Annotated in this window: 19 protein-coding genes; 3 read left to right on the plus strand and 16 right to left on the minus strand. The window is 65.7% G+C overall.

The features are described from left to right. Nucleotides 1-52 precede the first annotated feature (52 nt). The 15 genes from WD006_RS01610 to WD006_RS01680 all read right to left on the minus strand — a co-directional run bounded on the left by WD006_RS01610 (nucleotide 53) and on the right by WD006_RS01680 (nucleotide 16,281). On the minus strand, nucleotides 53-958 hold the full coding sequence (locus tag WD006_RS01610; protein ID WP_011515315.1) for a DMT family transporter: 906 nt from the start codon (nucleotides 956-958) through the stop codon (nucleotides 53-55). Between the two features lie 6 nt (nucleotides 959-964). After that, nucleotides 965-1,372, minus strand: a complete 408-nt coding sequence (gene gloA, locus WD006_RS01615; protein WP_008644047.1) for a lactoylglutathione lyase — start codon at nucleotides 1,370-1,372, stop codon at nucleotides 965-967. Nucleotides 1,373-1,735: 363 nt separating this feature from the next. Further along, nucleotides 1,736-2,614 carry a M48 family metallopeptidase gene (locus tag WD006_RS01620; protein ID WP_011515317.1) on the minus strand — a complete coding sequence of 293 codons (879 nt, stop codon included), beginning with the start codon at nucleotides 2,612-2,614 and terminating at the stop codon, nucleotides 1,736-1,738. Further along, nucleotides 2,611-3,372, minus strand: a complete 762-nt coding sequence (locus WD006_RS01625; protein ID WP_011515318.1) for a lysophospholipid acyltransferase family protein — start codon at nucleotides 3,370-3,372, stop codon at nucleotides 2,611-2,613. The genes WD006_RS01620 and WD006_RS01625 overlap by 4 nt, the downstream gene beginning before the upstream one ends. Before the next feature lie 29 nt (nucleotides 3,373-3,401). Beyond that, nucleotides 3,402-3,983 carry a D-glycero-beta-D-manno-heptose 1,7-bisphosphate 7-phosphatase gene (gmhB, locus tag WD006_RS01630; protein ID WP_011515319.1) on the minus strand — a complete coding sequence of 194 codons (582 nt, stop codon included), beginning with the start codon at nucleotides 3,981-3,983 and terminating at the stop codon, nucleotides 3,402-3,404. 35 nt (nucleotides 3,984-4,018) lie between these two features. After that, nucleotides 4,019-6,142 (minus strand): glycine--tRNA ligase subunit beta, encoded by a 2,124-nt coding sequence (gene glyS, locus WD006_RS01635; RefSeq protein WP_011515320.1) that lies wholly within the window; start codon nucleotides 6,140-6,142, stop codon nucleotides 4,019-4,021. Nucleotides 6,143-6,172: 30 nt separating this feature from the next. Then, nucleotides 6,173-6,793 carry a hypothetical protein gene (locus WD006_RS01640; protein WP_011515321.1) on the minus strand — a complete coding sequence of 207 codons (621 nt, stop codon included), beginning with the start codon at nucleotides 6,791-6,793 and terminating at the stop codon, nucleotides 6,173-6,175. Further along, the gene (glyQ, locus tag WD006_RS01645) at nucleotides 6,790-7,743 is read right to left on the minus strand and encodes a glycine--tRNA ligase subunit alpha (protein ID WP_011515322.1); all 954 of its coding nucleotides are present in this window, start codon (nucleotides 7,741-7,743) and stop codon (nucleotides 6,790-6,792) included. The genes WD006_RS01640 and glyQ overlap by 4 nt, the downstream gene beginning before the upstream one ends. Before the next feature lie 483 nt (nucleotides 7,744-8,226). Beyond that, nucleotides 8,227-9,759, minus strand: coding sequence for an apolipoprotein N-acyltransferase (lnt, locus tag WD006_RS01650; protein WP_011515323.1), 1,533 nt, complete (start codon nucleotides 9,757-9,759; stop codon nucleotides 8,227-8,229). Between the two features lie 92 nt (nucleotides 9,760-9,851). Continuing rightward, the gene (locus WD006_RS01655; RefSeq protein ID WP_011515324.1) at nucleotides 9,852-10,739 is read right to left on the minus strand and encodes an HlyC/CorC family transporter; all 888 of its coding nucleotides are present in this window, start codon (nucleotides 10,737-10,739) and stop codon (nucleotides 9,852-9,854) included. A gap of 144 nt (nucleotides 10,740-10,883) precedes the next feature. Beyond that, nucleotides 10,884-11,621, minus strand: coding sequence for an rRNA maturation RNase YbeY (gene ybeY, locus WD006_RS01660; protein ID WP_011515325.1), 738 nt, complete (start codon nucleotides 11,619-11,621; stop codon nucleotides 10,884-10,886). A gap of 2 nt (nucleotides 11,622-11,623) precedes the next feature. Beyond that, on the minus strand, nucleotides 11,624-12,619 hold the full coding sequence (locus tag WD006_RS01665) for a PhoH family protein (RefSeq protein WP_011515326.1): 996 nt from the start codon (nucleotides 12,617-12,619) through the stop codon (nucleotides 11,624-11,626). Between the two features lie 20 nt (nucleotides 12,620-12,639). Further along, on the minus strand, nucleotides 12,640-13,992 hold the full coding sequence (gene miaB, locus WD006_RS01670; protein WP_011515327.1) for a tRNA (N6-isopentenyl adenosine(37)-C2)-methylthiotransferase MiaB: 1,353 nt from the start codon (nucleotides 13,990-13,992) through the stop codon (nucleotides 12,640-12,642). 63 nt (nucleotides 13,993-14,055) lie between these two features. Continuing rightward, a complete protein-coding gene (locus tag WD006_RS01675; RefSeq protein ID WP_011515328.1) occupies nucleotides 14,056-14,433 on the minus strand; it encodes a hypothetical protein in 378 nt (125 codons plus the stop codon). A gap of 165 nt (nucleotides 14,434-14,598) precedes the next feature. Next, a complete protein-coding gene (locus WD006_RS01680) occupies nucleotides 14,599-16,281 on the minus strand; it encodes a ClcB-like voltage-gated chloride channel protein (protein ID WP_011515329.1) in 1,683 nt (560 codons plus the stop codon). A 239-nt stretch (nucleotides 16,282-16,520) separates the two neighbouring features. Between WD006_RS01680 and WD006_RS01685 the strand changes: the two genes are divergently transcribed. Together WD006_RS01685 and WD006_RS01690 are read left to right on the plus strand one after the other, a co-directional pair. Continuing rightward, nucleotides 16,521-18,143 carry a DEAD/DEAH box helicase gene (locus WD006_RS01685; RefSeq protein ID WP_011515330.1) on the plus strand — a complete coding sequence of 541 codons (1,623 nt, stop codon included), beginning with the start codon at nucleotides 16,521-16,523 and terminating at the stop codon, nucleotides 18,141-18,143. 11 nt (nucleotides 18,144-18,154) lie between these two features. Then, the gene (locus WD006_RS01690; RefSeq protein WP_011515331.1) at nucleotides 18,155-19,201 is read left to right on the plus strand and encodes a serine/threonine protein kinase; all 1,047 of its coding nucleotides are present in this window, start codon (nucleotides 18,155-18,157) and stop codon (nucleotides 19,199-19,201) included. Nucleotides 19,202-19,255: 54 nt separating this feature from the next. On the opposite strand, the gene WD006_RS01695 is transcribed toward WD006_RS01690, so the two are convergent. Then, a complete protein-coding gene (locus WD006_RS01695) occupies nucleotides 19,256-19,690 on the minus strand; it encodes a universal stress protein (protein WP_011515332.1) in 435 nt (144 codons plus the stop codon). Between the two features lie 329 nt (nucleotides 19,691-20,019). Here WD006_RS01695 and WD006_RS01700 point away from each other — a divergent pair, with 329 nt between their 5' ends. Further along, nucleotides 20,020-20,643, plus strand: coding sequence for a response regulator transcription factor (locus tag WD006_RS01700; RefSeq protein WP_011515333.1), 624 nt, complete (start codon nucleotides 20,020-20,022; stop codon nucleotides 20,641-20,643). Nucleotides 20,644-20,762 lie beyond the last annotated feature (119 nt).

A 20,762-nucleotide genomic window follows, 5' to 3' on the forward strand; every position in this document is an offset into this window, starting at 1 on the left:
GTTGTCGCCCTTGCCCGCTACGCGGGAGAGGGCGACAAACCGACGGCGTTCACTACGCCCGTCGATTCACCAGCACAATCCCCCCCAGCACCATCACCGCCGCCAAGGCGAACCGCACGCCGACGTGGTCGTGCATGAGCAGCACGCCGAATGCCACGCCGAACAGCGGCGTCAGGAACGAGAAGACCGATAGCCGTGACGCCAGATACTGGCGCAGAAGCCAGAACCAGATCAGGTAGCTCGCGAACGCGATCAGCACCGACTGGTAGAACAGGCTGGCCACGACGAAGCCTGTGATTTCCACCGTATGCGCCTGGCCTGCCGCCAGCGCCATCAACAGCAGCATCACCGCCGACACGCCCAACTGGTAGAGCAGCGTCTTGCTGGCAGGGGCACCAGACAGCTTGCTGCCGCGCACGACGACGGTTGTCGCCGCCCACAGGGCACCGGCCACCATGCCCAGGACATCGCCAATCACCGTGCTGCCTTGCGTGGAAGGCGAGGCAATGCCGTCGGCGAAGGCCAGCGCAATGCCGCAGAACGCGAGAACCACGCCGAGCCACTGGCCCCGGTGCAGATGCTCGCCCGGCACGAACAGGTGCAGGCCGAGTGCGGTGAAGATCGGGGCTGTATAGAGAAACACCGCCATGCGGGATGCGGTGGTGTGGCCGAGTCCAACGAAGATGCAGAAGAACTCGGCCCCGAACAGCAGTCCCGCTACCAGTCCCGCGCGCAATGTGCCATCGCGTTCCCAGAGCGGCGTGCCACGCCAGGCCGCGAAGCCGAACACCAGCAGCGCCGCGATGGCGGATCGCACGCCCGCCTGCAGCACGGCGCCCATCAGCGGCGCGGTGACCTTGATGATCACCTGCTGGAGCCCCCAGGCGGCGCACAGCAGCACCATCAACCCGATGGCCGTGCCGTCCAGCGGGCGCCGCGTCATTGCTTGCGCGCTCATTGCGCGTTACGGGCGGGCAGCGTCGCGCGTCGAGTGACGCTCGATCAGTTCGATCTTGTAGCCGTCCGGGTCCTCTACGAACGCGATCACCGTGGTGCCGCCCTTGACCGGACCGGCTTCGCGGGTGACCTTGCCGCCGGCCGACCGGATGCGCTCACAGGCTTCGGCCGCGCTGGGTACTTCCAGGGCGATATGGCCATAGGCGGTACCAAGATCGTACTTGTCGACGCCGTAGTTGTAGGTCAGTTCGATGACGGCGGTCTCGGTTTCGGGGCCGTATCCGACGAAGGCCAGGCGGTACTTGTATTCGGGATTGTCGCTTTCGCGCAGCAGCGTCATGCCCAGCACGCGCGTGTAGAAGTCGATCGAACGCTGGTAGTCGCCAACGCGCAGCATGGTGTGGAGGAGTCGCATGGGGGTCTCTTTTGCAAAACTGTAAAGACAGAGTTCGCCATTCTATTCCCATGCCGCGGAACGCGTCGGCGGCCGTCAATGTCGGTCCCTATGCCGATATCCGGTTTCGGTATGCGTGGTTCGACAACAGCGTGCGGGGCGACCAGTCGCCGGAGGCCGGCGATTACAGCCAGGAGTGGAACGTATCCGTCGAGGGCGCCTGGGCGCACGGTATGCGCGGTGAGCGACGAGGGCGTCGGAGCGTCTGAACGCCGGAACGTCAGAACGTCAGAACGTCAGAACGTCAGAACGTCAGAACGTCAGAACGTCAGAACGTCAGAACGTCAGAACGTCAGAACGTCAGAACGTCAGAACGTCAGAACGTCAGAACGTCGGCAACAGTTCCGGTGGATGAGCGCGAAGCTGGGCGCGGGCGTCGCGGAACTCGGGGAAGATCGATTCCACTGTTTCCCAGAAACGCGGTCCGTGGTTCATCTCCTTGAGATGCGCCAGCTCGTGGGCGGCCACGTAGTCGATCATTGACAGCGGGAAATGCATGAGGCGCCAGTTCAGCCGGATCTTGCCGTCGGCCGTGCAGCTTCCCCAGCGCGTGGCTGCCGAGGTCAGGGCGAAGCCGGTATGACGCACGCCCAGTTTCGCGGCATAGATGTCCAGCCGCTCCGCCAGCAGGCGGCGCGCCTGGTTCTGCATCCAGCCCTGCACACGGTCCTTGATCTGCTGCTCGTCGGCGTGCGCGGGCAGGGCCAGATGCAGCATGCGCAATTCCGCATTGAACATCAGCACGCCGGCCGGCGATTCGAGTTGCAGGGTGATCGGCTGGCCCAGGAACGGTAGCGACGCGCCGTCGCGCCATTGCACCGTCGGCAGGATGCGGCGTGCTTCGCGATGGCGCCATTCGCCCAGCTTGTTGAAGATCCAGCGCTGCTTCTCGAGGATGGCTGCTTCGACGTCGGCCAGGGTCACCCAGCGGGGGGCGGTGATCGACAGGCCGCGATCGTCCACGGTGAAGCCGATGGTGCGCCGCGACGAGCGCTTGAGGGCGTAGTGCACCGTACGTTCGCCCACCTGCAGCCGCCGGCCGTTGGGCAGGGCCGGGGGCCAGGGCGACGCGGTTTCGGGTGTTTGCGGCGCGGATGTCGGCGACAGGTCCTGCTGCTCCGGCGTGACGGGCGGCAATGCCTCCGCCAGCGGCAGCTCGAGCTGCGCGCCGGGTGTCTCGGGAGCAGGGCGCAGCAGCTTCATGCGGTGGCCTGGTTTCCTGCGCGGCGATAGCTGTCCGGATCGATGCGGCGCATCTCTGCCTCGATCCACGCTTCGACTTCCTGATTCAGCATGTCTGCGGTCTTGTTGGCCGACGCAATCGGGGCGCCGATCGAAATCGTAATCATGCCCGGATATTTCAGGAAGGAGTTGCGGGGCCAGAGTCGTCCCGAATTGACAGCCATCGGGATAACCCATGCGCCGGTTTCCACCGCCAGACGGGCGCCGCCGCTCTTGTAGCGCGGCTTCTCCAGGCCCGAGGCGGTGCGCGTGCCCTCCGGGAACATGATGATCCAGGCGCCTTCTGCCAGGCGGTCGCGGCCCTGGCGGGCGGCCGACGCGAACGCGCGCGGGCCGTCCTTGCGATTGATATGGACCATCTTCAGCATCCCCAGGGCCCAGCCGAAGAACGGTACTAGCAGCAACTCGCGCTTGAAGACGAAACACAGCGGCTTGGGCATCAGGGCCACATAGGCCACGGTTTCCCATGCGGACTGGTGCTTGGACAGCAGCACCACGTGCTTGTCGAGCATCGACTGCGCCTGCTCCATGCCCTCGATGCGATAGTGGATGCCGCAGATCAGGCGGCCCGCCCAGATCACGAGCCTTGTCCAGCCGCGCACGAAGCGGAAGCGGTTCTCCGCATTCATGAACGGAAACACGATGAAGCAAAGGCACGCATAGGGGGGCGTGAGTGCCAGGAGGTACAGCGAGAACAGCAGGGAACGGAGGAAAGTCATCGATCGGGGGCGGTAATCGGGGACGGATATCAGGGCGCGGTTGGTTGCGGCTTGGGCGCCGCATCGTCGATCAGCCAGCGCGCAAACGCTGCCAGGTCGTCATGCACGCGCGTGCCATCGGGCAGGCCGCCTTTTTCCAGCGTTTTCATGCCCTTGCCAGTACGAACCAGATGCGGGATGCAGCCAACCGCCACGCCCGCCTGAAGGTCGCGCAGCGAATCTCCCACCGTGGGCACGGTGCGCAATTCGATGCCGAACCGCTCGCCAATCTGCTCGTACAGGCCGGATTTGGGTTTGCGGCAGTCGCAGTTGTCGGCTGCCGTGTGCGGGCAGAAGAAGATGGCTTCGACGCGGCCACCGAGGTTGGCCAGCGCCTTGTACATCTTCTCGTGCATCGCGTTGAGCGCGCTCATCTCGAACAGGCCGCGGCCGATGCCCGACTGGTTGCTGGCCACCACTACGCGGTAGCCGGCCTGGTTCAGCATGGCGATGGCTTCAAGGCTACCCTCGATGGGTATCCATTCGTCGGGTGTCTTGATGAACTGGTCGCTGTCGCGGTTGATGACTCCGTCGCGATCCAGGATGACGAACTTCAACTGGGACTGTGGCATGGCGCGCGTTCCGGTGATGCAGCGTATGAGACAGCTTAGGCCGCCAGCTTCGAAATGTCCGCGACGCGATTCGCCAGGCCGTGCAGCGTGGCCAACAGCGCCAGGCGGTTGGCGCGCAGCTTCGCGTCCTCGGCCATGACCATCACGTCGTTGAAGAAGCGGTCCACGGCATCGCGAAGCTGTGCCAGGTCGCGCAGCGCGGCGGTGAAATCACCACCCGCGAACGCGGCTTCCACGCCCGGGCGCACGCGCTCGATCGCCTCGTGCAACGCGCCTTCGGCAGCCTCCTGGAACAGCGATACATCGACGCTGCCGATTGCCTCGTCCGTCTTCTTCAGGATGTTCGTGATGCGTTTGTTCGCTGCGGCCAGGGCTTCGGCTTCAGGCAACGCCGCGAACGTGCGGACGGCTTCCATGCGCGCCAGGATGTCGTGCAGTTGCTGCGGGCGCAGGCTGACCACGGCTTCTACTTCGTTGGTCGTGTAGCCCTTGTCCTTCAGGTAGCCACGTACGCGGTCGAAGAGGAAGTCGGTGATCGCTTCGCGCGAAGGCTTGACCGCCGCGATGCCGGCGAAGGCTTGTTCGGTCAGACCCAGCACGTCGTTCAGGGGCAGCGCCAGCGGTTTCTCGATCAGCATCCGCAGGATGCCCAGCGCGTGGCGGCGCAGCGCGAACGGGTCCTTTTCGCCCGTCGGCTGCAGGCCGATGCCCCAGATGCCAATCAGCGTCTCAAGCTTGTCGGCCAGCGCCACGGCGGTGCTCACGTTGCCTGCCGGCAGCGCGTCGCCGGCAAAGCGCGGGCGATAGTGTTCGGAGCAGGCCAGGGCGACGTCCTCGGCTTCGTCGTCGTGGCGGGCGTAGTACGTGCCCATCGTGCCTTGCAGCTCGGGGAACTCGCCGACCATATCGGTCAGCAGGTCGGCCTTGGCCAGTTCGGCGCCGCGCATCGCGGCGGCCTTGTCGACCGGGGCGCCGGTGGCGTTCATCGCGTCGGCAAGATGGCCGGCGATCTGCTGCAGGCGCTGCACGCGGTCGAGCTGGTTGCCGATCTTGTTGTGGTAGACCACGTTGGCGAGTTGCGGCACGCGCGAGGCCAGCGTCTTTTTGCGGTCCTGGTCGAAGAAGAACTTCGCATCGGCCAGGCGTGGGCGCACCACACGCTCGTTGCCCGTGATGATCGATTGCGGGGTGTCGGTGGCCAGGTTCGATACGATCAGGAAGCGGTTGCGCAGGTGCCCTTCGGCATCGGTCAGTGCAAAGTACTTCTGGTTGGTCTGCATCGTCAGGATCAGGCACTCCTGCGGCACGGCCAGGAAGGCTTCCTCGAAGTGGCACGGGTAGATCACCGGCCATTCGACCAGCGAGTTCACCTCGTCAAGCAGCGAGTCCGGCATGATGACCTTGTCGGCGCCGGCTTCCTTGAGCAGCGCCGTGCGGATGCGCTCGCGCCGGTCGGCATAGCTGGCGACGACGCGGCCGCGCGATTCCAGCAGGCCGGCGTACTCGGCCGCGTGGGGAATCTCGATCGTGCCCTGCGACAGGAAGCGGTGACCTTGCGTGAGATTGCTGGCTTGCAGGCCGAGCGCCGAAACCGGCACGATCTCCGCGCCGTACAGCGCGATCAGGCTGTGTGCCGGACGCACGAAATGCACGGTGGTGCCGTCCGGACGCTGGTAGCTCATCACCTTCGGGATCGGCAGCTTGGTCAGCGTCTCGTCGAGCGCTGCCTGCAGGCCATCGGCCAGCGTCGCGCCGCGCGCGGTGTAGCGGTAGAAGAACGCATCGGCCTTGCCGTCGGAGGCGCGCTCGAGCGTCTGCCAGTCAATCTCGGCTACGCCGACCGATTTGGCCAGTGCCGCCAGCTTCTTGCCCAGCGGAGCCGTCGGGGCGCCGTTGGCATCGAGCGCCACGGTCAGCGGCAGTACCTTCTCGCGCTGCTCGCGGTCCGGCGCGGTGCGGCGCACGCCGGAGACCAGCGCGCCCAGGCGGCGCGGCGTGGCGAAAGGCGTAACGGTGGCGCCTGCTTCGAGCAGATCGCGCGCGCCGAGGCCGTCGAACAGGCCTTGGGCAAAGGCCTCGCCCAGGCGTGCCAGCGCCTTCGGCGGCAGTTCTTCAGTGAACAGTTCGATCAGCAGCGAATCGGTCATGGGTTGCGACATGAATCGTATCCAACAGGTATGGGCGCGCGCTTAGCAGCGCGGCGAGAGATTGGGTTCCACGCCAGACAGCAGCCACAGGCCATTCTGCTGGCGGAATTGCAGCGTGGTGTAGGCGCATTGCACCGCCACGCCGGAAGCGCCGCGGGTACCCGCGGCTGGAAAGCGTGCGTCGATCCGCTGCGTACGACGGTCATAACGGATCTCGTCGATGCGTCCGCCGATCCAGAATTCGATCTTGGCGGGAAGCTGCGCGGCCGAATAGTAAGTGCGCACGGTGCGGCGCGGCCGGCCGTTGTGGTCTTCCCACTCGGCCCACTGCAGCGGGTAGCGGATCGCGCTTTCATAGGCGCGCAGCGGCACCCGGTGCCAGCCGAGATCGCGCGAGCCCGACAGGTCGCACGAGAACGACCGCACGAGCTGCGTCCACTGGTCGATCGACTTGAGCGCCGGGCGCCAGTGCCGCGTGATGGCCAGTTGCAGGGCCTGCTGGTCGGCTTCGCAAATATTGCTCAAGTCCTCGGGCAGGTAGAGCGCCTGCGGACTTGGCGGGGATGCGGTGCGTGCCAGGGCGTCGGCGCTGCCGCCGAACACCGCCACGGCGGACACGGCCAACGCGACGATCGCACAGACGCCGCGCAGATGGGGTGTCATGCGCGGGCCTCGGTCTTGCACATCGGGAAGCCAAGTGCTTCCCGCGAGTCGTAGTAGGCCTGCGCCACCTGGCGCGACAGATTGCGGATTCGCCCGATATAGGCGGCACGCTCGGTCACGGAGATCGCGCCGCGCGCGTCCAGCAGGTTGAAGGTGTGGGCGGCCTTGAGCACTTGTTCATAGGCCGGCAGCGCCAGGCGTGTGCCAGCGGCCTTCTCCTGCGCGCCTTCGGCCTTTTCGCCGGTATCGCCCATCAGGCGCTTGGCTTCGCTCTCGTGCTCGGCAAAATGGCGGAACAGGATTTCCGTGTTGCTGTGCTCGAAGTTGTAGGTGGACTGTTCCACTTCGTTCTGGTGGTACACGTCACCGTAGGTCAGGCGGCGCGTCTCGCCGTTTTCCTGCCATTCGGTCCAGACCAGGTCGTAGATGTTCTCGACCTTCTGCAGGTACATCGCCAGACGCTCGATGCCGTAGGTGATTTCGCCGGTGATCGGCTTGCAGTCGATGCCGCCAACCTGCTGGAAGTAGGTGAACTGCGTCACTTCCATGCCGTTGAGCCAGACTTCCCAGCCCAGGCCCCATGCGCCGAGCGTCGGATTTTCCCAGTCGTCCTCGACGAAGCGGATGTCGTTCTGCTTGAGGTCAAGGCCCAGCGCCTCGAGCGAGCCGAGGTACAGCTCGAGAATGTTCTCGGGCGCCGGCTTGAGCACCACCTGGTACTGGTAGTAGTGCTGCAGGCGGTTGGGGTTCTCGCCATAGCGGCCGTCCTTGGGGCGGCGCGACGGTTGCACGTATGCGGCACGCCACGGTTCCGGGCCGATGGCGCGCAGGAAGGTGTGCACGTGCGACGTCCCGGCGCCGACCTCCAGATCGATCGGTTGCAACAGCGCGCAACCCTGCCGGTCCCAGTAGGCCTGCAGGGTCAGAATCATTTGTTGGAAGGTCAGCATAGGAAGACGAAAAGGAAATCTGGCGGGCAAGTGCACGAGCCGTCTCGCGCGGGGTTTGCCAAACCTTGAATTCTATCGGGTTTTTGGGTCGCCCCCCGCGCAAGCGACGTGGAAACAAGGGTGCCGGGGCACGAATCATGCTTGGCGACACTGTCGGGCTTTTGCAACGGGTCGGGTAAATCCCGACCGGGGTTTCAGAACCGACTTATAGGTGCCGATAACGTTTTTGTATACAGTTGAAGCACGCGGCTGAACACAAAACGAACAGGCTGCGGCTGGAACCGCCTCCCTTATCCGCGTGGGTCGATGCACGGGCCGGAAGGCGCTCCGGGAATCATCATCTTTACTTCTTGGGATTGGTCATGTCGCTGCTGTCTCGCAAACCGTACCTCGTCGCCATCGCTGTGATGGCCGCTGCTGCGGCCGTCTCGATCGCCACTTCGGTGATCGGCTGAGCCCCGAGGCTTCGCACCGTCGTTTCGCCTACCCGCGCGCGCGTCGCGCGCGGGCGGCCACCAACAGCACCAGCAGGCTGCCGATCAGCACCGGCACGTTACCCCAGCGGATGTAAGGCGTCAGGCCCTGCATGCCCTGCACGGTCGCGGTCAGCGTTCCCACCTGGAAAGTCGGCAGCTTTGCCTGCACTGTGCCATCCGGTGCCACCACGGCGGTCATGCCCGTATTCGTGGCACGCAGCATGGGCCTGCGCATTTCCAGCGCGCGCATCCGCGAGATCTGAAGGTGCTGGTCCAGTGCGATCGTGTCGCCAAACCAGGCCAGGTTCGTGACGTTGGCCAGCATGTTGGCCGGTGTTGCCTGCTGGCGCAGCGTGGCCGCGATCTCTTCCCCGAACAAATCCTCGTAGCAGATATTCGGTGCCACATGAATGCCGCGTACCGGAACCGCCGGCTGGTCCAGCGTGCCGCGCCGGAAATCGCCCAGCGGCATTTTCATCATGTCCACGAACCAGCGGAAGCCGAACGGGATGAACTCGCCGAATGGCACCAGATGGTGCTTGTTGTAGCGGTAGAGCTGATCCTGTTCCGGGCCGATCGCGAACACGCTGTTGGTGAAATCCACCGGCGAATCGGCGCCGGCGGCGCCGAAGATGATCGTGGTGCCGGTCTTTTCCATGAAGGTACGCACCGCACGGGCGATCTCGACCGGCAGTTCCTGCAGGATTACCGGGAATGCGGTCTCCGGCGTGACCACCAGATCGGCCGGCGCCTCGGTGATCAGGTCGCGGTAAAGCTCCAGCGATCGCTCGATGCCCACGGGTTCGAACTTGATGTCCTGGGCCACATTGCCTTGCAGCAGCCGGACATGGATCGGCTGTCCGATGGGCGAGGTGTACTGGATCGGCGCAAGCGCCGCGCCGCAGGCCAGCACGCCCACCGCGAGTCCGCCGGCGAGCACCGCCGATCGGGCTTTTCGCTGGCGGCCGATGGCGCCGACGACTGCCACCAGCAAGGCCGCGATGAACCCGGCCAGCGCGGAAATGCCATAGACGCCGATCAGCGGCGCGAAACCCGCCAGCGGGCCGTCCGTGTGGGGATAGCCACTGCCGAGCCACGGAAATCCGGTGAACACCACGCCGCGCAGCCACTCGGAGAGCGCCCACGTGGCGCCGAACGCCAGCGCGGGGAGCACGCCGTTGCGGCCGCGTTGTGTCAGCCAGTGCCAGGCCGCGCCGGCCAGGGCGGGCCAGATCGACAGGTAGCCGGCAAACAGCACCACGGCCAGACCGGCCATCCACGACGGCATCTCGCCGTAGACGTGCATGCTGATGAACAGCCACCAGATGCCGGACAGGAACCAGCCCAGCCCGAAGGCATAGGCCGTGGCCGCTGCGGCGCGCGGGCGTGGGGCGCCGGCGATCAGTGCGACGAGTCCGGCCAGCGACAGGATCTGCAGCCACCACCAGTTGTGCGGTGCGAAGGCTTGTGTATGGGCCACGCCCAGGACGGCCGCGATCAGCAGCCGGAACACGGTGCCGGAGCGGGACGTGACTTGCATAGTCTGAAAAGGGGAGGGCGGCGTGCCGCCCATTGGTGAGTCGGCCGAACCGGCCCGAGGGGTGCCCACGGCGCCGGGCGTGCCGACGCGCGTCATGCTTCGGCGACGAGAGCCGGTTCGGCGGGCGCCTCGCGGCGCACCAGCAGCAGGTGCACCTGGCGGGCATCCGCGCGCAGGACTTCAAACTGCATCGGCGGCAGCGTGATGATCTCGCCACGATGCGGCACATGCCCCACATGGTTCGTGAGCAGGCCGCCGACCGTATCGACGTCGTCATCGGGAAATGCCGTGCCGAAGGTCTCGTTGAACTGCTCGATCTCGGTCAGGCCATGCACGCGCCAGGCGCCGTCGGCGGTAGGCAGGATGTTGTCATGGTCCTCGTCGAGGTCGAACTCGTCCTCGATGTCACCCACGATCTGCTCGAGCACGTCCTCGATCGTGACCAGACCGGCCACGCCGCCGTACTCGTCGACGACGATCGCGATGTGATTGCGATTGATACGGAACTCGCGCAGCAGAATGTTCAGCCGCTTTGACTCGGGGATGAACACGGCCGGGCGCAGCGTTTCGCGCAGGTCGAAGTTCGGGTCCGTGTAATAGCGCAGCAGGTCCTTGGCCAGCAGGATACCGATGATGTTGTCACGGTTGCCTTCGTAGACCGGAAACCGCGAGTGCGCGGTCTGCTGCATGTACGGGATGAAGGTCTCCGGCGCGTCCGCGATGTTGACCGTGTCCATCTGCGCCCGGGGCACCATGATGTCGCGCGCGGTGAGTTCAGACACCTGGAACACGCCTTCGATCATCGACAACGAGTCGGCGTCAATCAGGTTACGCTCGTGCGCGTCCTGCAGCACTTCCAGTAATTCGGCGCGGGTATCGGGCTCAGGAGAGATGAAGTCCGAAAGGCGTTCGAGTAGGGATCGTGGGCGATCCGTCTGCTTGTGATTGGCAGGTTTCGAACTGGGATAGGGGTCGTTCATGTCGCGGCTAGCGCGTGGTGGAGATCGTCTGAAGCATACACTAAAAGCCTTGCGGGCCCGTGACAGGGCCGGGTGGGGTGGCTGTCCGGGTGGCTTTTCGTGCTCCCCGCTCACGCTTGCGGGAGTGGGGAGCCAGACTGTCTGTTACTCGCGGATCGGCTTGTACGGATCCTCGAAACCCAGGGCCTGCAGCGTTTCGGTCTCGATGGCTTCCATTTCCTCGGCCTCGGTGTCGTCATCGTGCTCATAGCCCTGGGCATGGAGCACCCCGTGCACGATCAGATGGGCGTAGTGGGCTTCGAGCGACTTCTTCTGCGCCTTGGCTTCGGACTCCACTACCGGGCAGCACAGCACGATGTCGCCGGCCACCGGATCGTCGTCGTTCTCGGCATAGGCGAACGTGAGCACGTTGGTGGCGTAGTCCTTGCCGCGATAGCTGCGGTTCAGCGTGCGACCTTCCGTCTCGTCGACGAAGCGCACTGTCAGCGCGGCGTCGGCATAGAGCGCGGACTTCACCCATTTCTCGATTTGCTTGCGGCTCGGCAGGCCGTTGCGCTTCGACACGCCGTCGCCATGCTGCACGTCAAGCTCGAGCGCGGGCGGGGTCGCCGGCGTGCCCGTGGTGGTGACGATCGGCGTGGCGGTCACGGCCACGGACAGCGCGTCGCTGTTGTCCGGGCGCACCAGCAGGCCAGCCTGCTGGCGGGTATCGGTGTGCTCGGCGAGCAGCGCCACCACGCCGTCGCCGGCCTGGGACAGGTCCAGCGTCAGGCTGCGGCCGTCGGCCAGCTGGATACGCAGCGCGTGCGCGTTTGCCTTGCGGGCGCGGCCATCGGCATCGAACAGCACGAGGCTGGTGGCATTGGGAGACTTCTTGGTCAAGATCAGGCGTCCTTGTGCTGGGCGTGATATTCGTCATAAGCCTCGACGATGCGCGCCACGAGCGGGTGGCGAACAACGTCGACGCTGGTAAAGCGCGTGAGCGACACCCCGCGCACGTCGCGCAGCACGTGCTGCGCCTCCACGAGGCCGCTTTTCTGGCCGCGCGGCAGGTCGATCTGGGTGGTGTCGCCGGTGATCACGGCCTTGGAGCCGAAGCCGATCCGCGTCAGGAACATCTTCATCTGTTCCGGCGTGGTGTTCTGTGCTTCGTCCAGGATGATGAACGCGTGATTGAGCGTGCGGCCGCGCATGTACGCGAGCGGCGCGATCTCGATCATCTGGCGTTCGAACATCTTCTGCGTGCGGTCAAAGCCGAGCAGGTCGTAGAGGGCGTCGTAGAGCGGGCGCAGGTACGGGTCGACCTTCTGCGCCAGGTCGCCGGGCAGGAAGCCGAGCCGTTCGCCCGCTTCCACGGCCGGGCGCGTCAGCACGATGCGCTTGACCACGTCACGCTCGAGCGCGTCGACGGCGCAGGCCACGGCGAGGTAGGTCTTGCCGGTACCCGCCGGGCCGACGCCGAGCGTCAGATCGTGCGACAGGATGTTGCGCAGATAGTCGCGCTGCATGGCCGTACGGCCCTGAAGCCCGGTGCGGCGCGTATGCAGCACCGGCGATTCGTCGTCGATGCTGGAACCGTCGTTGCCTTCCGTGCTCGGCAGGTAGGCGCCATGCGCGGCCACCTGACGCGATTCCACGAGCCCAAGCTGCACGTCGTCGATCGATAGCGCCACGCGGGCATTGTTGTAGAAGCGCTCCAGCGCCAGCGTCGCGTCCTGGGCGCGTTCGCCGCGCACCGTCATGCGGTGGCCGCGGCGCTGGATCGTCACGTCGAGCGCCTGCTCGATCTGGCGCAGGTTCTCGTCGAGCGGCCCGCACAGGTTCTGCAGGCGCGTGTTGTCGTCCCTGGGAGCGACGAATTCGGCGGTTGGAATCTTCATGGAGCCTTGTTGAACGGCGCTTACTGGCGCACGACGAACTCGCCGCGCAGCGAATGCGGGAATGCCTGCGTGACGTTCACGTCGACCATCTGGCCGATCATGCGGTCGCGCTGGGCCTGCGGCACGCCCGGCAGCGCGAAGTTGACCACGCGGTTGTTTTCGGTGCGGCCGTGCAGTTCGGTTGGGTCCTTGCGCGCCGGGCCTTCCACCAGGATGCGTTGAACCGTGCCGACCATACTCTGGCTGATGCGCTGCACGTTCTCCTCGATCGTGGCCTGCAGCAGTTGCAGGCGGCGCAGCTTGACCTCGTGCGGCGTGTCATCGTGCAGGTTCGCCGCCGGCGTGCCGGGGCGTGGGCTGAAGATGAACGAGAACGAGGTGTCGTAGCCGATCTCGTGAACCATGGCCATCAGCTTGTCGAAGTCGGCATCGGTCTCGCCGGGGAAGCCGACGATGAAGTCCGACGACATCGACATGTCCGGACGCAACGCGCGCAGCCGGCGGATGATGCTCTTGTACTCCAGCACGCTGTAACCGCGCTTCATGCCTGCCAGCACGCGATCGGACGCGTGCTGCACGGGCAGGTGCAGATGGTTCACCAGCTTGTCGCAACGGCCGTAGAGCTCGATCAGGCGCGACGTGAATTCCTTCGGGTGGCTGGTGGTGTAGCGGATGCGCTCGATGCCGGGGATATCGGCCACGTACTCGATCAGCAGCGCGAAGTCGGCGATCTCGCTCGTGCCGCCCATCGCGCCGCGATAGGCGTTGACGTTCTGGCCCAGCAGCGTCACTTCGCGCACGCCCTGTTCGGCCAGCCCGGCCACTTCGGCCAGCACATCCTCGAACGGGCGGGACACTTCCTCGCCGCGGGTGTACGGCACCACGCAATAGCTGCAGTACTTCGAGCAGCCTTCCATGATCGACACGAACGCGCTCGGGCCGTCCACACGCGCCGGCGGCAGGTGGTCGAACTTCTCGATCTCCGGGAACGAGATGTCGACCTGCGACAGGCCGGTCTGCTGGCGGCGGTTGATCAGGTCGGGCAGGCGGTGCAGTGTCTGCGGGCCGAACACGACGTCGACATACGGCGCGCGCGACACGATCGAGGCGCCTTCCTGGCTGGCCACGCAGCCACCCACGCCGATCACCAGATCGGGTTTGGCAGCCTTCAGCGCCTTCATGCGGCCCAGTTCGGAGAAGACTTTCTCCTGGGCCTTTTCGCGGATCGAGCAGGTGTTGAACAGGATCACGTCGGCGTCTTCGACGTTGTCCGTGGGCTCCATGCCCTGCGTCGCGTTCAGCACGTCTACCATCTTGTCCGAGTCGTACTCGTTCATCTGGCAGCCGTACGTTTTGACAAATACCTTCTTCATGGTGCCGGTCTCAGTGGTTTACCTGGGGGCATCAAGGGCACAACAGGTTGAATCGAAAATGCGTCAGTGCGCGGCCTTCCAGGCCTTCACTTCGGCGTCGGTCATGACCCAGGCGGTCAGCAGCTGACCGTACAGGTCGAGCTTGTAGCGCACCGGGAATTTCTTGCCGGCCACGGTGACCGGATTCATCAGCAGCGTTTCCGTGCTGAAGATGCGCAGGCCTGGCGCCAGGCCAAAGGCCTTGCCGTCGAGCTTGGCGCGCATCGGATCCGTATCGGTCGATCGCACGATTTCCATGCGGGCCATCATGGCATCCGCAGGGATCACGCGCACCGGCGCGCCGGGAATCGGCTGGGTTTCCTGCGCCATGGCGGGGGCCACGGACATCAGCAGCGTCGCGGCGCACGCGACCAGCGACAGACGCGAAAACAGCATGGGCATGAAGGCTCCGGCAAAAGTGGCGAGTGAGTGGAACTACAACGCCACCGGCGCCGGACGCGGTCACCGCGGTCCCGAAAACGGCCGGCATCGCGCTGGCAGGATAGGCCGCGATTCTACCCTTTTGTCCCCGGATCGGGGACGGTGGCCCGGCCCGGTGTGGCGTATTCAGAACAAGGAGGAGGCTTCCTGCAGCACCCGTTGCTTGGACACCGTGCCCATCAGTTCGCGGCTGGTGGTGTCGCGGACCAACGGAATCCGGTTGATGCCATGGACCGAGAAAATCTCCAGCGCGTCACGCAGGCGCGAATCCGGCGTCAGCGACGGAAAGCCGAGGTCGCCGAGGTCCAGCAGATTTGCCGAGGGTGCATCGCGTTGGGCGCGCTGGACGGCGTGGATCGAGATTGCCCCGATCAGCGCGCCGTCGGCATTGACCAGATAGAGGTAGCGCGTGCCGGTCTCGGCAAACTTGTCGGCGGCCTGGGCCACGCTGGCGCCGGGGTCGATGACTGTGTCGGTCGGGTCGCACAGGCCCGCCAGCTGGAGCCTGCGGGCGCGCTCGGCGGCCGCGGAAGCCTGCTCGCGCTCCACCACCACGCTGTAGAGCGACAGGGTTTGGCAGCGCGACGCCGTGTAGTAGGCCGCCACGGCGCCGATCATCGACGGCAGCAGCAGCGCCGGGGCCAGCGTCATCTCGAATACCATCAGCACCGACATTAGCGGCGCCTGGCTGGTAGCCGCCAGGAACGCGGTCATGCCGACCAGCGGCAGCACCGGGGCCATGCCGCCACCGGGCACGAGCATCGCCAGCAACTGGCCAAGGGCCGCGCCGACGAACAGCGATGGCGTGAAGACGCCACCCACCGCCCCCGAACCGATGCTGGCCACGGTGGCCACGAGCTTCGCCACCAGCACACCCCAGACAGGCACCGACAGCGGATGGCCCTGGAGGATCGTCTGGATCGTGAAGTAGCCGTTGCCGACCACCTCCGGCACCACGATCGCCAGCAGCCCGACCAGTGCGCCGCCGAGCGCCAGACGGGCGACCGGGCCACCGGGCACGTGACGGAAGCCGTTGCGTGCAATCGTGGTGGCGCGCATGAACAGGGCACCGGCCGCGCCGGCCAGCACGCCGAGCAAGACCGCTGCCATCAGCATCTGCGGGCGCAGGTCGGGTTCGATATGGAGGCCGGGATAGAGCGGTTGCAGGCCGCCATGCCACTGGCTGACCATCGCGCCCGCCACAGAGGCCAGGAACAGCGGCATCAGCCGCTGCACGGCCAGTGCGCCGAACACGACTTCGGCGACGAAGACGGCGGCCGAAAGCGGCGTGTGATAGACCGAGGCCAGGCCGGCTGCCGCGCCGCAGGCGGTCAGCATCCGGCGCATATTGGTGTCGCCCGAGGTGTGGTCGGCACGCGCCGACGGGAACAGCGAGCCGCATAGCGCCGCAAGCTGGATCATCGCGCCTTCCTTGCCGACCGAACTGCCGGAGATGATTGAGCAGAACGACGACAACGAGCGCAGCAGCGTGATCTTCAGCGGCAGCTGCCCCGTGCCGCGAGACACCGCGTCCATGTAATCGGCCGGGCCGGGCTCGGCGGCAGCCAGGCGGTTGGCCAGCACGAGCAACCCGCCGGCCAGCGCGCCGCCAAGTGCGGGGATCACCACGCGCCAGGCGACGGCGAGCCCGGCGAACACCATGACGATGTCCGCCTCGGTGCCGAACATGACCAGCCCGCTCGATTCGAGCGCGGCCTTGAACAGCGTCGTGACGATGCCGGCCAGGATCCCCACGGGGATGGCCGCGAAAAGCGTGACTTCTTGATCTTCGAGAAAACGGAGCCGCATGGCGATGAGCGGTGACGTGGGGCGCCGGGCCGGGTGGCCGCAATGATAGCGCAGCGCCACCTCGTTATCGTATCGCTCCGGGCCTCTCGCCAGACTGGTACACTACGGCCCTTTCCTGATCGGAGACGGGGGCAATCGACCTGTCCCACCGAACCTGACCCTCAGGTTACGGTTTTCTACCCGAGCCGCTCCACGATTGGCGCACTTTCTTGCGCGACGGGCGGCCGAAGCGTCATTTCATGTCTTTTTCCGAACTCGGCTTGTCCGACAAGCTGGTGCGTGCCGTGGCCGAACAGGGCTACACCACGCCGACCCCGATTCAGGCGCAAGCCATTCCCGCAATTCTCAAAGGTGGCGATCTTCTTGCCGGTGCGCAAACCGGCACCGGCAAGACGGCAGGTTTCACGCTGCCGATGCTGCAATTGCTCTCCGAAACCGCCGCGCGCGCCAATGGCGGCAATGCGCCCCGCGGCGCGCGCCCGAACGTGCGTGCGCTGGTGCTGACGCCCACGCGTGAACTGGCCGCGCAGGTCGAAGAGAGCGTGCGCAACTATGGCAAGTATCTGAAGCTGCGTTCGATGGTGATGTTCGGCGGCGTCGGCATCAATCCGCAGATCGAGGCGCTCAGGCGCGGTGTCGATATCGTGGTGGCCACGCCTGGCCGTCTGCTGGACCACGTGGCGCAGCGCACGATCGACCTCTCGCACGTTGAACTGCTGGTGCTCGATGAAGCCGACCGCATGCTCGACATGGGCTTCATCCACGATATCCGCAAGGTCCTGAACGTTCTGCCGCCCAAGCGCCAGAATCTACTTTTCTCGGCCACGTTCTCGGACGATATCCGCGCGCTGGCCGATCGCCTGCTGGACAACCCGGCGTCGATCGAAGTGGCACGCCGCAATACCACGGCGGAAACCGTGGCGCAGCGCGTGTTCCCGGTCGACCGGGAACGCAAGCGCGAACTGCTGGCCCATCTGGTGCGCCAGCACGACTGGCATCAGGTGCTGGTGTTCACGCGCACCAAGCATGGCGCCAACCGGCTGGCCGAACAATTGACCAAGGACGGCCTCTCAGCGCTGGCGATCCACGGCAACAAGAGCCAGTCGGCCCGCACGCGCGCGCTGACCGAGTTCAAGGCCGGCACGCTGCGCCTGCTGGTGGCCACCGACATCGCCGCACGTGGCATCGACATCGACCAGCTCCCGCACGTGGTCAACTTCGATCTGCCCAACGTGCCCGAGGACTACGTGCACCGTATCGGCCGTACTGGCCGTGCCGGCGCCGAAGGCGAGGCGATCTCGCTGGTTTGCGTGGACGAACATGGCCTGTTGCGCGATATCGAGCGCCTGATCAAGCGCCAGATCGAGCAGGTGCTGCTGCCCGGTTTCGAAGTCGATCCGAGCATCAAGGCCGAGCCGATCCAGAAGGGCCGGCAGCAGCAGCGTGGCGGTCAGCCGCGCGGCAACGGCCAGGGGAATGCCGGCAACGGTGGCGAGCGCCGCCAGCCGCGCGCCGCGCAAGGCGAGCGTCAGGAAGCGCCGCGCCAACCGCGTCCGGCACAGCCGGCGCGTGGCGAGGCCCGTAACGGCAACGCCGGAGGCAGTGGTAATGCGCCGCGTACCGGGCAGGGAGGTGGGCGCGGCAACGGCCACGCCAATAGCACCGCCAAGGGCACGGCCAAGGGCACGGCCAAGGGCAATGCGCAGGGCAATGCGCAGGGCAATGCGAACGCCAGGGGTGCGAACCCGCGTCCGCAGCAAGCGCGTCCGGCTCAGGACAACACTGCCGCGCCGCCCGCTCGCAATCGTCGGCCGGCCCCGCAGGCGGCCCTGCTCGGCGGTGGCCGCAAGCCCGCCCACTGATCGCATCCGTCATGAGCGAGCCGGATCGTCCCTCGTCGACCGATGAAGTCCCCTACGCGGGACTGACCCCCGAGTGCATCCTCGATGCGCTCGAGGCGGCGGGGTTCTATCCGGATGGGCGCCTGCTGGCGCTCAACAGCTACGAGAACCGCGTCTGGCAGGTGGGCATCGAGGATGCCGCGCCGGTCGTCGCCAAGTTTTATCGGCCGGGCCGCTGGACCGATGCGGCGATCCTTGAGGAACATGCATTCGTGCAGCAGCTGGCCGGTGCGGAAGTGCCTGCTGTGCCGGCCCTGGCGGCCAATAGCGGCGACCAGTCCGGCACCACGCTGTTCACACACGAGGGCTTCCGCTTCGCGGTGTTTCCACGTTGCGGGGGCCGCGAACCCGCGCTCGACAAGGCCGAAACCCGCACCTGGCTCGGGCGCTTCATCGGCCGTATTCACGCCATCGGCGCCACCGCGCCATACCAGGCGCGGCCCGCGCTGGATATCGATACTTTCGGCATTGCATCGCGCGACTATCTGCTCGCGCACGATTGCATTCCCGCCGACCTGCTGGCGCCCTGGCGTGCGGCGGCGGACCTCGCGCTGGACGGTGTGCGCCGCAGCTACGAGCGTGCCGGAGAGGTTCGCCTGTTGCGTCTGCATGGGGATTGCCATCGCGGCAATGTGTTGTGGATCGACGAAGAGGATGCACGCGGCCGGGGCACACCCGGGCCGCACTTCGTTGATTTCGATGACAGCCGCATGGGACCGGCCGTGCAGGATCTGTGGATGCTGCTGGAGGGAGACCGCGTGGCGATGCAGGACCAGTTGGCCGACATCGTGGCGGGTTACGAGGACTTCGCGGAATTCGATGCGAGGGAGCTCTGGCTGGTCGAGGCACTTCGCACGCTGCGCCTGTTGCACTACAGCGCGTGGCTGGCCAGCCGATGGCGCGATCCCGCCTTTCCGGCCGCGTTTCCGTGGTTCGGCACGGCGCGTTACTGGCAGGATCGCATTCTGGAGTTGCGCGAACAGATCGCGCTCATGGACGAGGCGCCGCTCTGGGCCTGACATCAGCCCGAAGCCGCGCCGTCATGGAACAGCTTGGCCCGAACGGGCCGGCCTTCAGCTTTTTTCCGGCTTGACCATGATTACCGGGCATCCGGCGTGCGCCAGCACGCGGCCCGCGACCGAACCAATCACCGCATCAAGGAACGAGCCACGTCCGTGGGTACCCATGACGATGGCGCCCGCATCGACCGACTTCGCGTAGGCCACGATCTTCTCCGGCGGGAATCCGTGCAGCGCGTGCTGCTCGAACGGTACCTTGGCCGCTGACAGGATTTCGCAGACCGATGCCATCGCCTTGCCGCTTTCTTCCTGGTGCCAGGCGTCGATGGTTTCCTTGCTGACGAATGCGCGTACCTGCCCGGTTACGTCGGGCGTGATATGGATGACGTGGACGGTGAAGCCGGTCTGCAGCAGTTTGCCGTCGGCAAGGAAGCGCGCTGCCGCGTCGCTGAAAGCGGAACCGTCGGTGGCAAGAACGATTTGGGGCATGTTTGGATCTCCTGAATTGAAGGGGGGCTGCAACTGCTAGCTTCCATCATGGCACGTGCCTGATGCGACACCTCTAACTTAGGTCAATTCCCGTTAAATTTTTTAAAGATTTCATGATTGTCATCTGCACTGGGAGCCTCTGCGGCCACAGATCTCCGGTGTCTGGTGTCGCGCGGAATTGGTGCAATCCGACGGAAACAAGTCTGCAACATCCGAAATGTCCGCATGATGGCCTGGAAGTTTCGAAGTGCATCGCTGGCGCCTTCCACATCCGGCGCATGACCGGACGACCTATGCTCTCCGCACGTTCGTTTCATCGGAGGAATCGTATGTCCAATGCGCTAGTAATCGACAATCATCCTGGTGTACGCGCGGCGGCCTCCGCCGCGCTGATGGAAAGCATGGGCTTCGAGGAAGTCCGCCTGGCCACAACTGCCACTGAAGCCTTGGAGGAACTGCGCACAAGACAGCGCCCCGACCTGGTAATGGTGGACCTGGATCTCGGCGATCTTCCGGGCGATGCCGTGGTGGAGGAGGTGGTGTCCCATCACCCGGCAACGCGCGTGCTGGTGCTGTCAGCCGCATCCGGCGCTGCCGAACGCGCGTTGCTCAGCGGCGCGCACGGGTATGTCGACAAGGGCAACGGCATCGGCGGTATCGAGCATGCCGTGCGCGCGGTCATGAGTGGCTATGCTGCATTTCCGCTGGCCCTGCTTACGACGATTCGCCGCGCGGCCAATGCGCCGGCCGATCCGATCTTGGTCTTGAGCCGACGCGAGCTGACCGTCATGCGCTTCCTCGCGGCCGGGCATTCCAATAAGGCGATCTCCGTGGTGCTCGGTATCAGCAACAAGACCGTGAGCTCGCACAAGGCCAGCATCATGACCAAGCTGGGGTTCCGTTCCCTGATCGATCTGGCCGAGTTTGCGCGGCGGCATCATCTGGCCTGCTGACGGGCGCCTGGGCGGTCGCGCGATCGGGTGGGCGTGCAGCGCCGGCCTCGGCTTATCCGGCATAATCCCAGCGATTCGCCGCCGCTGCAGCGGCGGCACCACACTGGACTGGGACTGGA

Origin of the sequence: Cupriavidus sp. Met-2 (genome assembly GCF_049843575.1) — a bacterium.
Taxonomy (GTDB): domain Bacteria; phylum Pseudomonadota; class Gammaproteobacteria; order Burkholderiales; family Burkholderiaceae; genus Cupriavidus; species Cupriavidus metallidurans.